Origin of the sequence: Zhongshania sp., from assembly GCF_047636175.1 — a bacterium.
Lineage (GTDB): Bacteria > Pseudomonadota > Gammaproteobacteria > Pseudomonadales > Spongiibacteraceae > Spongiibacter.
The window spans coordinates 66583-80193 of sequence record NZ_JBLIKC010000020.1; the positions used below are offsets into that span (position 1 = coordinate 66583).

Below are 13611 nucleotides of genomic sequence, written 5' to 3' on the forward strand. Positions count from 1 at the left end.
AAGCGAATGCCCTCACTTTCAAAACAAAAACAATTTATTGGTCTCGCAGTGTGGCTATTGCTTAGCTTTGCCGCGTCCGCTATTGGGGCCATTGCATCCATTCAGGCTAAGGCATTTTACGGCCAACTTATTCAACCCAGCTGGGCGCCGCCACCCACAATTTTTGGTCCGGTTTGGACGGTGCTTTTTGCAATAATGGGCATAGCCGCCTGGCTGATATGGCGCTCCGAAGGGTTCCGCAGAAATCGGCAAGCACTGGCGCTATTTCTGATACAGCTTTTTTTCAATGCCCTATGGAGCTGGCTTTTCTTTGCATGGAAGCTAGGCGCATTAGCCTTCGCTGACATATTACTACTGTGGCTTTTAATTACGACAACGCTGGTTTTATTCTGGCGCATCAGACCACTTGCCGGGGCGCTGCTTATCCCCTATTTACTGTGGGTAAGCTTCGCCGCTGCACTCAACTACACCCTATGGCAACTTAACCCCCAGATTCTTGGGTAGCGATAGCGCTATCCAAGAAAACTTCCGGCTATCATTTGGATCATATCGTAATCTTAATCTAGGTTGAATCGAATGCTGATTCCCGTCCAGGCTAGTGTAAGCCCGCTGAAAAAATTGGAGTATAGCGAAGCCGTTACCGCACTAGAAAAACACCGAAAAACCAGATTTATGAATCTATTCAAATAATGTTAATACAAGTGAAACACAGTGCGAGCCAGTAAAGACCGCACACTGCGAGAGCTTTAAATACCTATCCTACCGAGGGCGTTAATAACTTCTCTGATAATCACCGCGGTTTGAGGGTAACTTTCTTCTAACAGAACTTCTGCAGACTCTATAAGACTAGGGGGAACCGGCTCAGCGGTATTAATATCGTGCACGTAAGCTTGCAGCTGTCGCATCAACTCTTGTTGTTGTGGGCTGGTTTCATCATCACCAAAACTATCATGTAAATCACTGATCAGGGCATTTAGATTATCGATTGGCATAGTTTTACTCCGTAACAATGAAAGTATGTTACACCCTTTCAGTATAGGCTCTTGCCGTGTAGCTGAACAGAAGCACTATCATGCAGGGCATAGCCTTATGCTTCACCGTAGACTCAAAACAATGGACTTGGGTCCCTATTTTTTATGCCATGTCGTTAAGTATCTTCTGAACGCCTCAATTCACACCCTAAAGTAGCTACCCGAGCTTGGCAAAAGCTTCGGCTTCATTTACTAGTAACGATAGGGACGGATGAGTGTAATCTCGTTCTCGTCGAAGCCTGAGCCACGATATTTCTGCACGCGTAGATTGCGTTGCGAAACCCCTTCCATCACGCTGTGATTAAGTATGAGGGCGCAGTCCGCCATGAACTGCATGAAGCCGTAGGGTTGCTCGGACTGCTTGTCTTCAGATGTTGTCACCTCACCAACTCCCTTGGAGGTGATGATGTAGGTCATTTCATTCCTAAGCAGGGAGGTGTTCAAACGATAGACCGCGCGGCACTTTGCCGCATCGTCTGACAGCAGCGCAAGCACAACATCGAGGGCGTCGAACACGAAGCGCCGGGCACCCATCCCAAAGATCTTGCCCTCCAGAACGGCCAACATGCCATCTAAGTCAAAACTTCCCGACTGGATCAGATCTGCCTAAGGCTAGGCGTCAATGAAGAATAGTTTTTCTCACGTAATTCCAAAAGCTTCCAACCGAAGCCATCTGTATTGATCAAAATGCGCTCGGCATTTTCTTCGAATGCGACGAAGATGCCCGGTTCGTTGCAGTTTGGGACACCATGCGCGAGGAACTGCAAGGCAAAGATAGCCTTGCCCGAGCCTGGCCCACCCAGCATTAGAATGGCACGGCCACAGGGCAATCCTCCGCCTGTGATGTCTTCGAGACCTCTGACCGCAAGAAGCTTTCTTTAGGCCGGGGTCTGGTGCATTGATCGTGGATTTTATACATCGACCTCTGGTAGGAATACGTCTCGATCGGGATACGCTCTAACCGTCCTTGATCGGAGTGGGGTTCGATACCGCATTGGAACCAGACGTATAAAATGTCCTCCCAGCCTAACTTTGCGCTCATCGTCACTTACTGAGCACCTACTTTACACCGTATTTCTTTGCTTAGGTCAAAAGTCGCCAGCAAGCTTAGCAAGACCAAAATATCGCAACATAGACCATTTAGAAGCATAGAGCAGTGACACAATTTTTTAATCTAAAATTTGGTAATTTCTCGAGCCTGGCTCGTCGAGATTCTAAGTCAAATCTACTGAATATATTCCACTTGCGGGGATTCACCATACGAGTAATACGCAGCGGTATGCTGTATTTGAACTTAACAAGCGTTCACAGCACATTCATTGGATATCAGCTTAACCTCGAATAGCTTTAAATAATCAAATACCGCCAACATAGACGCAAGCACTTTTTATTATATGATTGTACTTTCAAGACCCTTTTCGCCTGACGCGGACTTCCTTTACTTTTAGGCGTGCCGATCTAATTCCTGCTGCAGGGCAGCTCTGTCCAGAACCCTAAGTTGGCCATAGGCAAGTTCGATAATATGCTGTGCCTCTAGGCGTTTTAACTCTCGACTAATCGCCTGCCTAGACACCCCCAGCATTTTTGCTAAGTCTTCTTGGGGGAGGTGCATATCAATTAAAATACCGAGCTTGTCATCCGCTATCCCGTAGAAGGTTAACAGCTCTAAAATTCTTTGCGCCAGACGAGCGGGCAAGGGAAATAAAGCAACGCCTTCAACGTAACTCAGCGCCAGCCGCAATTTGCGACATAGCATGGGAATAAAATACTGATAGAGCTCGGGCTTGGACTTTAATAAAGCATCAAAGCGCGCACGAGGTAAAAACAGTACCGCGCAATCTCCCATGGCGAACGCATCAAGACTGCGCGGCAAGCCATCCAATAGCGATATTTCACCGATCCAGTCACCGGGTTCAATTAACATCACCAATAGCTCTTTGCCGTCTCGACTGCTATTACTCAGGCGTATGCGTCCTTGCACCACACCTAACAACCCATCGCCATCATCATCTTTGGCATAAACACAGTCGCCGTCGACAAATTGCCGCAGCACACTCACGGCCATCAGCTCTTCAACCACGGCTTCCGGCAGGCCCGATAGCAGCGGGTTAGCCGCTAAAATTTCGCGTTTATCAACCACCATAATCATCCATATTAGCAGGCACTTTTGACCTATCGCCTTGTTTGCGAAGACACTGTAACGTTGTTGACAGATTATTGACTACAGAACGACGACACTAGGCTATAAATTAAACTCTAAATATCAAAACAATAAGGAGAAGACTCCATGACAGCAACCACTTCAATAAAAGATCGAGTGTCTGCCGAGGAATGGCAACTACGCGTAGACCTTGCCGCAGCCTATCGGCTGGTCGCCTTATACGGCTGGGATGACTTGGTCTTCACCCATATTTCAGCGCGAATTCCCGGCCCCGAGCATCACTTCCTAATCAATCCCTACGGCATGATGTTTGAAGAAATTACCGCCTCATCACTGGTGAAAATAGACCTTAACGGTGAGAAGGTGGAAGAGTCTCCCTACCCCGTCAATCCCGCCGGTTTTACTATTCACAGCGCAATTCATCAAGCTCGTGAAGACGCCCAATGCGTAATGCACACCCATTCTATAAACGGCGTGGCGGTATCAGCCCAGCGAGACGGTGTTTTGGCTTTGTCGCAGCAATCTACGCTGATATTAGCCAGTCTCGGCTATCACGATTATGAAGGCATCGCCTTAAATGAGGAAGAAAAGCCACGTTTGGTGGCCAACTTGGCCGACAACACCTTTCTCATGCTGCGCAATCATGGCCTGCTGACGGTGGGCAACAATCCCGCAGATGCCTTTCTTGCGATGTATTTCTTTGAGGCCGCCTGTATGATTCAGGTACGCGCACTGGCCGGTAGTCGTGACTTAACGCCCATCGAGCCAAGCATTGTTGAAGGGGTTAAAGAAGCGGCGAAAATTGTGACTAAAGGTCTATTTGGTGGGCTGGCATGGCCGGGACTACTTCGTAAACTAGATCGTCAAAACCCCGGCTACGCTGAATAATAAGGAGTTCACTATGGCTACAACAAATAAGGAACAACAGCATTTCAATAGTTTTGCTGAATTCTACCCCTTCTATTTAGCTGAGCACGCCAATCAAATCTGTCGCCGCCTGCACTTTATTGGCAGCACTCTGGTTTTGGCGCTGCTAGTAAGCACGATACTCACCCAAAACTGGGCTTTGCTGTGGCTCCTACCTGTCATCGGCTACGGCTTTGCTTGGGTGGGGCATTTCTTTTTTGAGCACAATCGGCCCGCAACTTTTAAGCACCCGCTGTATAGTTTTATAGGCGACTGGGTCATGGCTAAAGACATGCTAATTGGTAGAGTTTCCTTTTAAACGCCTCCTCGCGCAAATATATGAACGGCCAGCTGCCCTCATTTCTTTGCGCTATGCTGCTACTAAAAAACAGGCCTTGAATCAGGTCTTTAGCAATAGGAGCCAAGATGGATATTTTTCTGCGAAGCAGCTTTCTCAAGTGGTGCTGCATTATTAATTTCAGCTGTCTGGTGTTCAGCAGCCTCGCCATTTCGATGATGCCCGGTGCGATATATCGAGTTCACAGCCAGCTCTTTAATCTGACAAGACAGTCGTTCAACACCCAGGTGTACCAATTTCTGGGCATCTACAAAGTCCTCATTTTGATCTTTAACTTTGCACCCTTCTTGGCCCTCTGGGCTATTCAAACGTAAGGACAGTTCCGCCTTAGCAGAGTGCATTAAACTCCAAAGACTTACCCGCTTACTTAATCAATCACCTTAGCTAATTAGCTATTGCAGAGATGGATGCACCATGAAAAAAATTTATCTTATTCTCCTCAGTCTTGCCTTAGTCGCATGTTCTGGGAAGCCTAGTGATCGGCAAATTGAGCAATTAGTCTCACAGCTTGTGCTTAGTGACGGCGGCGCCGAAACTTATGAGCTTTCTGATTTCGAGAAAACCAATGGACTAGCCAAAAATGAGCAGCTCTATATTGCTGATATTCGCTATAAACTTACCTTTAAAAAGGGCTTTGAAGAGCTGAGCGATCAAGTCATCAATGACCCGAGTGACTCGCCTTTCGAAACAGTAGGCGCCGGTTTCAAGTTGATGACGATGCGGATGCAGTTTGGCGATTTTAAAGCAGGAAACTCCGTCGTCAAAGAGGATCGGGTGCAGCTTGTAAAAACCGAGCAGGGCTGGCGTTTAGACAACTATCAGCCGGCCGGAGCGGTGCATATTACGCCTTAGGGTTTAGCTTTTACCAAGCACCTAATGCCAAGCGTCTTTACCGAGTGGCTAGCCTCGGTAAAGACGCTTCTATCGTCGACGCCATTTAACCATGAGACGCCTCTGTGTTTAGCTGCCCTTTCACCGCCGGTTTACCCAATATGGCGGGATTTAGATATCTTGGAGCAAATACTCTATGATGTGACATTGAGAATTTAGCAGCCCCAGTCAAATAATAAATAAGGGGAATATGATAATGATCGAAAATGCGCACTTAACCGCTAGATTTCTGGCCCTTGGGCTTGTCATATTACTCTGTTCAGCATTCCTTCACGCCGAGGTAAAAGGTTTTCAAAACCGCTACTTTGCAGAGGTGGATGGCAGCACTTGGGTGCTGCAATTAGATCCCAATATGACATTCCAATCGATGATTACCGCCAAATTACAAATGGGAGATACACGCAATCGCTACTTGCTAATGGGCGGGCTAAGCAAGGATCAAATTACAGGCAGCTACACCCCCCTGATGGGAAGCGCAGATATCTTCCGCGGCGAGCGCCGCTTTGAAATTAAACGTCTTAGTGACAATAGTCTGCGTCTAAGCTTACGCGATAAAAATGGCGAGATCAGCCAAAGCCTGAGCTTCATTGCTAACGCCGAGCGAGCCCCAATAGACACGGCTATTTTAGGCACGTGGCTCACTGCCACTGAGCCTGCAGGCAGCAAAGCCCAGCCCTACTCCGGCCAGCAATGGACAATTCGTTTTATGGACAATGGCATGCTGTGCCAACATCGTTACACCGTCGACACCCGCAAGACGCCATTAGCGCAAGATCCCTGCCTGAAAGCTCAGGAACAGCGCTGGAAAGCAGTGGATGGTAAAGTTTATACGGCAAGAAATGGTAACGATTGGGCCTTAGAATTTTCTTATCGGCTGATGGCAGGCAGAATGGTGGTGAGCTACTCCGGTGGCAAGCGTGTAGTGGCAACTATGGCCGCCAATTTAACGTTAAGCGCGGATAGCCGCTAAAAGCTCATCAGCGCTATAATCTTTGCGCCCACCCTGCTCAGCCAGTTGAATTAACTCCCGCACCCGCGCATTTATCGGCGCCGCAATACCGTAGTCCGCAGCCAAACGTAGCACCTCACCATTGAGCCACTCCACTTCTGTCTTGCGCCCGCGCTGCAAGTCTTCCCACATTGACGAACGCGCCAAGGGGTCTATCGCCAACATTGGCTGCGCAAGCCGTTTAAACACGAAATCTGGCAAGCTCAACACAGCTGGAAGCCATCGAGCAGGCACCGCGGTCAACTTTTGTATGGGGATATTAGCCGCCGAAATTGCGGCCAGTGCCTCGCGCTGCAGGGCGGCCAAACATAGCCTATAGCCTCTTTGCGACAACTCTTCTTTTAAACCCAAACCCGAGAGCGCATTGATGGGGTTGTTTAAGTTCAACAGTAATTTAGACCACAGCACCGAAGGCATATCAGCGTGGGTTTCAAAGGGCGTTCCACTCGCCGCAAAAAATCCCGCTAACTCCTGAGCGATTGGCGTATCTTGGATGATCACCTCGCCGTCAGTGCCAGCGTGGAAACACCCCTTATCACCCTCCAAGACATTAAAGCCAATCATGCCGGGCAAGACCCTATTATTCGGCATGGCCTGCTGTAATACGGCGGCATTACCGACCCCATTTTGCAGGCTAATCACAATGGTTCTGGTGTTTAAAACTTTGGCGAGATCTGCGGCGACCGCTGCGGTGTCACCAGACTTCACGGTAACGATGACACAATCTCGGTCAGCCATGGCCGCAATATCGGTATAAAACCACAGCTGCGCTGAAGTCAAATGATGATCTAAACCGCGAAAATCAGTAATTCGTAAACCGTGCTCAGCCGCCACGGCGGCAATACGTTCACGACCTAAAAAGCTGACTTCAGCGCCACCCATTAGCAGTGATCCACCCACATAGCATCCAATGCTACCTGCGCCGATTATTCCTACTCGCAAGGCCATGTATTACTCCGTACTCACTGCTTTTATTGTGAAACTCGCGCTGCTTTGTTTTTAAATTGCCAGCACACCATTGCAAAATGCATCGCTAATATCGGTAGGCAATATCAATTCCGTAACTTAGAGGCTCACCCCATAAAACTGCGCGATCTGCATGGGGTAAATTATCGATAGCGTAGGTTTCGTACTCGGTGTCGAGTAGATTTTTACCCCACAGCGACACGCTTACTTTGCCGCTGGCAAATCCAATATCGTCCAAGCTAACGCGAGCATTCCATAATTGGTAGTCACGCAAGACCGTAAACGCTTTTTGCACATCGCCGCCGCCCAAGCGAGTGTCCATATAGCTGGTATTAATATTAACTTGCACTAGCGCGGACTCCCCTCGCCACGCAATCCAATCCGCCGATGCGGTGTAACTGTTTACCGGCGCCGCAGAAAAGGCGTAGCGCTGAGTGACGTTATTGCCAAAGCTGTCGATTACTTCTGTGATTTCGGCATCTATGTAGGCATATTCCATACTGACAATAATGTCGTCGCCAACTAAGGCCCGGGCATCAAACTCAAAGCCCGACATTTTAGCCTTGCCGGCATTCAAAACCTTGGTATCAGCAATGGTGCCATTGAGCAGAAAATTAATCTGCATATCGTCAAACCGGGTTTGATACACATCGGCGTTTATCCGCAAGCGACCATTCAGCCATTCGCTTTTGATACCCAGCTCAGCGGTCACGGCTTTCTCTTCACCAAAGCCGTCGGCAAAACCAACGCCATAGTCGGTACCGTCGGACGCCGCGCCTTGATTTCCGTCTAACTGGGGATCGCGAGTATTGAAACCACCGCTTTTATAGGCCTCCACAAACTTGCCATACACATTGATGTCATCATTGATTTCATATTCAGTCACAAAACTGAAAGAGTCGTCTTTAGAGCGGCGTTCGCCGGAGGCGTCGTCAAAACGCCGATCACCCGGCAGCCCAGCTTCGATGAAAATAGGGGCAAGTGCAGGGCCCAATACGGGATTTTGGGCCAGCTCAGCCAAGGGTAGTACAAAAGGCTGACCCGCTACTGGCGAATACTCAATAAACACTTCATCACGTTGATTTTTAAGCGCGTAGCGATGGTCGCGAGAATGCCGAGCACCGACGGTGAGATGCAGGGCCTTATCAAAAATATCTGGCGTCCAAGTGAGTTGACCAAACACCGCGAGCGCCTGATTTTCTATTTCATATTTTTGGCTGACTAAGTTGACGATGTGCGCGTCTTCAAAGCCATCGATAGGCGCGGTGAGCTGCAAATGAAACGGGCTATTATCTTCAACAGCTGACTCCTCAAAGTAATAGGCTCCGACCACATACTCAATACCCCAGTCATCAACGGCATCGCTAAACTGTAATTCGTGTGAGCTTTGGTCTTGTCGCACTTCAGGCCTTACCAGCGGCGTTTCGCCACCATTCGCAAACTGCGCTGCCGGGCCATCGTAACGATTCGTATCGAGGCGATAATCTGGCGACCCAAGACCACCACCGAGGTCAGTATAAGCGGCGTCTGTTAGCTCGCGGTAGGAGCCAATATATTTAAACAAGCCAAAACCGGTATCAGTGCTAAGTATTAAAGCATGCCCTTCCACATCACTATTAGAGGCTTCTAACGGCGCGGTGGTTGCCAGCGAACCCAACATATTTTCGCTAAAACGGCTGCGCGCTTGGGTGCTATTTTTAATGGCGTTGGACTGCCCCTTATTACCATTGGGGTCAGGTGGAGTCACCGCTTGAAATGTGTAATTATAAGATTCTAATTCTGAACGATCATAGCTGTAGTCGAGTCGCAGTCGCTCGCTAATATCCCAGCCCAAATCAAAACGCGCGCCTTGAATCTCGCGATCACCAAAGTCACCACCGGGGCCGGTATTATCCACAAACCCATCTCGGCTCTCGGTCAAATACGCAAACTTGACCGCCAAGGAATCAGTAATAGGTAAATTGAGGCTGGTCTTGGAGCGGAACAGGGCACGATCACCCGCCGACACAATTTGACTAAACTCGACCTCATCAACATTAGGGCGACGCGTCACCAAGTTGATGGCGCCACCAGTGGTATTGCGGCCGTATAAGGTGCCCTGGGGACCGCGTAAAATTTCAATCCGCGCCAGCTCAGCCACATCCATTGACGTACCACTGGATCTGGCGATATACACACCGTCAAGATACAGACCAACAGGCGTGTCTTGGGTCACCTGAATATCACCAATACCAATGCCGCGAATATAGATCCGCAAACTGCCGCCATTTATCGGAAATGGTTCAATAGTCAGGCCTGGCACTTTACTGGCAATATCCTTTAAACCACTAATGCCCTCAACAGTTAAGCGCTCTTGATTAAAGACCGTCAGGGAAATTGGGGTGTCTTGTAGCGACTCCGTTTTCTTACTGGCGCTAACCAGAACTTCTTCGAGACGCACCACGTCGGCCGCCAATGCGGACTGGGTATTAAATAACACGCCCCCGATAGCGACAGATGCAATTATCCGCCGCAGTGAATGAAGACTATTAATTTGGAGTGGTCGCACTGACTTAAAGAGTGTACCGGAGTATTTAAACGTCATCGGATTCCATTTCTGATTTGTTATTCTGAAGTTAGTATACAAGCACCACCGCCTATTCAATCAACATATCTATGCCTTGACTGAATGACGGGATAACCATACCACAAGGTCGCGTCACAGGAACCTCTATTACCTTTACGTATCGCTCAGGGAAATTGTCGATATCCACAAGCAAAATTCACCTGTACTCTAGGACTTGAATAGTGCGATTTTCGGCAGCTGCAAACGGTCACAGTAATAGCCGCGCTGCTGCCCTTGCTACTAATTTTGGCGACCTAAATGGCAAAGTTCAATAGCCTGCTGAAGATCAGACTCTCACCACAGCGCAATTGTCATGAACTGGTAACTATTCTTACGTGCAGGCTTTCTGTAAAATATTGGTCACTGTGAATACCCAATACCCGAGGCCAATCACTCATGCCCGAGCAAACACAGCACGACAATATCGCGGCTGGCACCAAGCCACCACTACTTTGGATGCAGACCATATTATTTTCCAGCACCTTGCTGATCGCACTGATCGGTGTGCCATGGTATGGCATTAGCCAAGGTTTCACTTGGACCGGCTGGCTGGGATTTGTCCTTATTCTGGGCGCCAACGGCATGTCTATTACGGCAGGTTACCATCGCCTTTGGGCGCACAACAGCTATAAAGCTCACCCAATATTAAAAGTGCTATTTGCCCTATTTGGCGCCGCTGCCACCCAAAATAGTATTCTTATTTGGGCGTCCGGCCATCGCCGTCATCATCGACATGTAGATCACGTAGATAACGATCCGTATTCGGCCAAGAAAGGCCTATGGTATTCCCATATTGGCTGGATGTTGCGTGACTACCCTGCCAGCGCAGACGACTTCTCCAACGCCAAAGATTTACAGCGCGATAAAATTGTTATGTGGCAGCACCGCCACTATCTTCCTCTCGTGCTGTTTATGAATATTGCTCCCGCCGTTGCGCTAGGGTTTATTACCGGCCATATGCTCGAAAATATCTTGCTCGCTGGTGTACTCCGATTAGTCGTCAGCCATCACACCACATTTTTTATAAATTCCCTGGCGCATTTTTGGGGCCGCCGCCCTTATACCGACGAAAACTCCGCCCGCGACAACGACTTTCTGGCGCTGCTCACTTATGGTGAGGGCTATCATAATTACCACCATATCTTCCAAAATGACTATCGCAACGGTATACGTTGGTGGCATTACGACCCCACCAAGTGGCTGATAAAAACGGCCTCATGGGTTGGCCTGACGTGGGACCTGCGTAAAATTCCAGATTTCAAAATCCAGCGCGCCATCATCACCATGCAATTCAAAAAGGCAGAACAGGTCCTGCGCAATCGCAAAGGCGCTGACACTAATCAATTTACCGCGTTTTTAGAGCAGGAATACCAGCAATTCTGCGATCACTTGAATGATTGGAATGCGGTGAGCCAGCGCTGGGTGGACGCCAAGCGGGAACACATAGCCGAACAGAAAGATGCACTACAATTAAATCTTGCAGGCAAAAAAGAAACATTTCAGCACAATCTGCATAAGGCATGGGAACATGCCACCCTGCGCAGTCGCTTACAAGAGCTAGAGTACGCGCTTAAAATGCAGCGCAAACGCTTACAAATACTGACCTTAGAAATAGCGTAGTACCGCCATTCCGGTCTGCAACGCCCTAGCGAGGAACCGCCGCTCTCTTTACGCACACTGGGAGTGGCCGGCGGAAGCAAAGACCAGCATGGTGCTCTAGTCATATCATAGCGATACCGGGGTTTCGACTATATTTAGCGGGCGGCGAGGGAAATTCTCCAGCACGATAAACCCCAACAATAAGACTGCCCCACCGCCGTTATCAAGCCAGACTTAATCCACTCTGCCCCGAGCGTTAAATGCCGCCGACGCTAACTCGCCCTGCCATAACATGGTCGCGTCGGTGTTCATACCCGGCATCACTACAGGTGGTCGATAGATAATTCGAAAGCGCTCATTTGGCGCTGTAGCGGCCAGAGACCCCGAGCCAGCCATGCCGTCTTGCAAGACATACCAACGCGGCAAGGCGATGTCTAACGCCGCTCGATATTCTTCACCGGGGGCCAGCGTGATAATGTCATCTTCCGCCAAGATATAAGGACTGCAGCGGGTGTCGGCCATAGTGTATCGCCGCCCGGTATCGCCCTCAGCTTGCAATGAAAAACCACAGTGCAATTCATTGTCGGCAATTTGTAAGGACGCGTCTGATATATTTTTAAGAGTGAGTATTAACATCGGGCTCCGCGGCGGTGCACCGTCGCCACGATCATCGTTAGGAAGTTCGGTATTTTGCTCTAAACGGATGCCGATGTGACTCCAGCGGTATCCTGCTAAGACCGCAACACCACCGCGACCTATCGCCACTTCTACTTCCATTGGAATTTGCAGATCATCACGCGAACCGCGCAGACGCTCAATTTCAATACCGCTACCCTGCTGAATAAAATACTGTTCAATGCCATAGCGAAGGTGTATTCGACCATCGCCTACTTCTCGACTCACGCGACCGCGCATAAAGACACCGCCGCCGGGCTTCTGATCAGTAAGATAATTAAGCTCATACAAGTCTGTTGCAGTTGGCTTTAAAACCGCATATACAATCTCTTCACGCTGCAGTGAGCCGGCTCGTCGCGACGACCTAAAATGGGCCGCATCGACGGTATTGAGTGAGTAGCTAAGCCGGACAAAGTCGCCGCGCAATGGATCGCGAGGATCAATCGGTGCGGTTCGCAAAAACACCCTCTCACCGCCGTGGCGTATCCATTCACGCTCAGCGGCCATATACGCGAGCACCGCAAACTGACTGAGCACGAAAACTATAATCAAGGCTTTACGCACGGGACTTCTCCAGCTTGCGACGGGTATTCTGCTTGGAATAACGCAAACCGATAATAAAGAGCAGCAAGCCCAGCAACAAAAAGACCGCTGAACGCGCCAATAGGCTCTGGAATAAATCGGTAAACCGCGCTGCCCCCAATACGACCAGCATGATGCAACCCAAGGATAAAACTCTAGTTTGAAGATACTGGGTACCGCGGTATACAAATAGCAAACTGTAGCCCAAAAATGCGAGATTAAAGACTAGCTGGCTCACGTCACTGACGTCAGCGCCCAGCAGGCTAGGCAACACCGAAAATATTAATACCAGTAAGACCAAGCCACTATCTACCCACTGCTCGGCTAATACAGGGCGAGTACTAGCGCGAAGTAGCGCAGCTCCCCAGGTCACTAATGCAAGTAATAAGGGGAGTAATATATACAGTAAATCAAACCTCGCTAACTCAGATAAGCCTGACAGCAGCGGAAGACCGGTAAACGTGCCGACAAAAATGAGAGGCAACCACAGAACGCGACCACACAGCGTCAATACTTTTGCACTCGCTGGATATGTACTCCCTACCACCAAACGGGCCACTGCAAAATAACTCCCCACCAGCAAGAGGCCAACAGCGAATAAATGCTTGTCACCAATACCAGACACTGTGAAGGAATAGGACAGCGGCACGGCGAGCAATAAAACAGCCAATAAAAGCGCCGAGCGCTGCAGCCACGCCAGAGGCAGTAAAGTCAGCAATAACATCCAGCTAGCAATAGGCACATGCCGGCCAAACTCAAAGGTTTCCAGACCACTCCACAACAACAATAAAATGGTTGCCAATACCCCGTGAGCCACTGAAGGCAAGG

Annotated in this window: 14 protein-coding genes and 1 pseudogene; 7 read left to right on the forward strand and 8 right to left on the reverse strand. The window is 49.2% G+C overall.

Going from position 1 to position 13611, the window contains the following annotated elements; all coding sequences use genetic code 11:
* The first annotated feature begins 6 nt into the window (after nucleotides 1-6).
* Nucleotides 7-504 (forward strand): TspO/MBR family protein, encoded by a 498-nt coding sequence (locus ACI955_RS12755; RefSeq protein ID WP_415244125.1) that lies wholly within the window; start codon nucleotides 7-9, stop codon nucleotides 502-504.
* A gap of 242 nt (nucleotides 505-746) precedes the next feature.
* On the opposite strand, the gene ACI955_RS12760 is transcribed toward ACI955_RS12755, so the two are convergent.
* The 4 genes and pseudogenes from ACI955_RS12760 to ACI955_RS12775 form a co-directional block, all read right to left on the reverse strand.
* Entirely contained in the window at nucleotides 747-992 is a 246-nt protein-coding gene (locus tag ACI955_RS12760; RefSeq protein ID WP_415244126.1) for a hypothetical protein, read from the reverse strand.
* A gap of 231 nt (nucleotides 993-1223) precedes the next feature.
* The gene (locus ACI955_RS12765; RefSeq protein WP_415244141.1) at nucleotides 1224-1631 is read right to left on the reverse strand and encodes an ATPase domain-containing protein; all 408 of its coding nucleotides are present in this window, start codon (nucleotides 1629-1631) and stop codon (nucleotides 1224-1226) included.
* A pseudogene (locus ACI955_RS12770) lies at nucleotides 1628-1882 on the reverse strand (ATPase domain-containing protein); the annotation flags it as partial. The gene ACI955_RS12765 and the pseudogene ACI955_RS12770, both read right to left, overlap by 4 nt.
* Before the next feature lie 593 nt (nucleotides 1883-2475).
* A complete protein-coding gene (locus tag ACI955_RS12775; protein WP_415244127.1) occupies nucleotides 2476-3174 on the reverse strand; it encodes a Crp/Fnr family transcriptional regulator in 699 nt (232 codons plus the stop codon).
* A gap of 144 nt (nucleotides 3175-3318) precedes the next feature.
* On the opposite strand from ACI955_RS12775, the gene ACI955_RS12780 reads away from it, so the two are divergent.
* From ACI955_RS12780 to ACI955_RS12800, 5 genes are all read left to right on the forward strand, one after another.
* Nucleotides 3319-4080 carry a class II aldolase/adducin family protein gene (locus ACI955_RS12780; RefSeq protein WP_415244128.1) on the forward strand — a complete coding sequence of 254 codons (762 nt, stop codon included), beginning with the start codon at nucleotides 3319-3321 and terminating at the stop codon, nucleotides 4078-4080.
* 13 nt (nucleotides 4081-4093) lie between these two features.
* Nucleotides 4094-4417 (forward strand): Mpo1-like protein, encoded by a 324-nt coding sequence (locus tag ACI955_RS12785; RefSeq protein ID WP_415244129.1) that lies wholly within the window; start codon nucleotides 4094-4096, stop codon nucleotides 4415-4417.
* 107 nt (nucleotides 4418-4524) lie between these two features.
* Nucleotides 4525-4770: a DUF6868 family protein gene (locus tag ACI955_RS12790; RefSeq protein WP_415244130.1), complete on the forward strand. Its 246-nt coding sequence runs from the start codon at nucleotides 4525-4527 to the stop codon at nucleotides 4768-4770.
* 100 nt (nucleotides 4771-4870) lie between these two features.
* A complete protein-coding gene (locus ACI955_RS12795) occupies nucleotides 4871-5308 on the forward strand; it encodes a hypothetical protein (RefSeq protein WP_415244131.1) in 438 nt (145 codons plus the stop codon).
* A gap of 235 nt (nucleotides 5309-5543) precedes the next feature.
* On the forward strand, nucleotides 5544-6317 hold the full coding sequence (locus ACI955_RS12800) for a hypothetical protein (RefSeq protein ID WP_415244132.1): 774 nt from the start codon (nucleotides 5544-5546) through the stop codon (nucleotides 6315-6317).
* On the opposite strand, the gene ACI955_RS12805 is transcribed toward ACI955_RS12800, so the two are convergent.
* Nucleotides 6297-7304 carry a 2-dehydropantoate 2-reductase gene (locus tag ACI955_RS12805; protein ID WP_415244133.1) on the reverse strand — a complete coding sequence of 336 codons (1008 nt, stop codon included), beginning with the start codon at nucleotides 7302-7304 and terminating at the stop codon, nucleotides 6297-6299. The genes ACI955_RS12800 and ACI955_RS12805 overlap by 21 nt on opposite strands.
* A gap of 85 nt (nucleotides 7305-7389) precedes the next feature.
* The gene (locus ACI955_RS12810; protein WP_415244134.1) at nucleotides 7390-9906 is read right to left on the reverse strand and encodes a TonB-dependent receptor; all 2517 of its coding nucleotides are present in this window, start codon (nucleotides 9904-9906) and stop codon (nucleotides 7390-7392) included.
* A gap of 417 nt (nucleotides 9907-10323) precedes the next feature.
* On the opposite strand from ACI955_RS12810, the gene ACI955_RS12815 reads away from it, so the two are divergent.
* Nucleotides 10324-11547 (forward strand): fatty acid desaturase, encoded by a 1224-nt coding sequence (locus ACI955_RS12815; RefSeq protein ID WP_415244135.1) that lies wholly within the window; start codon nucleotides 10324-10326, stop codon nucleotides 11545-11547.
* 213 nt (nucleotides 11548-11760) lie between these two features.
* Here ACI955_RS12815 and ACI955_RS12820 read toward each other — a convergent pair whose 3' ends face one another.
* Nucleotides 11761-12765, reverse strand: a complete 1005-nt coding sequence (locus ACI955_RS12820; protein WP_415244136.1) for a GDYXXLXY domain-containing protein — start codon at nucleotides 12763-12765, stop codon at nucleotides 11761-11763.
* A partial coding sequence (locus ACI955_RS12825; RefSeq protein WP_415244137.1) for a hypothetical protein occupies nucleotides 12758-13611 on the reverse strand: 854 nt, incomplete at its 5' end. The genes ACI955_RS12820 and ACI955_RS12825, both read right to left, overlap by 8 nt.

Excerpts from the sequence above, each read along its gene's own strand:
- ACI955_RS12805 (WP_415244133.1), bottom strand. The coding sequence starts at position 7,304 with ATGGCCTTGCGAGTAGGAATAATCGGCGCAGGTAGCATTGGATGCTAT.
- ACI955_RS12800 (WP_415244132.1), top strand. The coding sequence starts at position 5,544 with ATGATCGAAAATGCGCACTTAACCGCTAGATTTCTGGCCCTTGGGCTT.
- ACI955_RS12780 (WP_415244128.1), top strand. The coding sequence starts at position 3,319 with ATGACAGCAACCACTTCAATAAAAGATCGAGTGTCTGCCGAGGAATGG.
- ACI955_RS12815 (WP_415244135.1), top strand. The coding sequence starts at position 10,324 with ATGCCCGAGCAAACACAGCACGACAATATCGCGGCTGGCACCAAGCCA.
- ACI955_RS12785 (WP_415244129.1), top strand. The coding sequence starts at position 4,094 with ATGGCTACAACAAATAAGGAACAACAGCATTTCAATAGTTTTGCTGAA.
- ACI955_RS12790 (WP_415244130.1), top strand. The coding sequence starts at position 4,525 with ATGGATATTTTTCTGCGAAGCAGCTTTCTCAAGTGGTGCTGCATTATT.
- ACI955_RS12760 (WP_415244126.1), bottom strand. The coding sequence starts at position 992 with ATGCCAATCGATAATCTAAATGCCCTGATCAGTGATTTACATGATAGT.
- ACI955_RS12775 (WP_415244127.1), bottom strand. The coding sequence starts at position 3,174 with ATGGTGGTTGATAAACGCGAAATTTTAGCGGCTAACCCGCTGCTATCG.
- ACI955_RS12810 (WP_415244134.1), bottom strand. The coding sequence starts at position 9,906 with ATGACGTTTAAATACTCCGGTACACTCTTTAAGTCAGTGCGACCACTC.
- ACI955_RS12755 (WP_415244125.1), top strand. The coding sequence starts at position 7 with ATGCCCTCACTTTCAAAACAAAAACAATTTATTGGTCTCGCAGTGTGG.
- ACI955_RS12795 (WP_415244131.1), top strand. The coding sequence starts at position 4,871 with ATGAAAAAAATTTATCTTATTCTCCTCAGTCTTGCCTTAGTCGCATGT.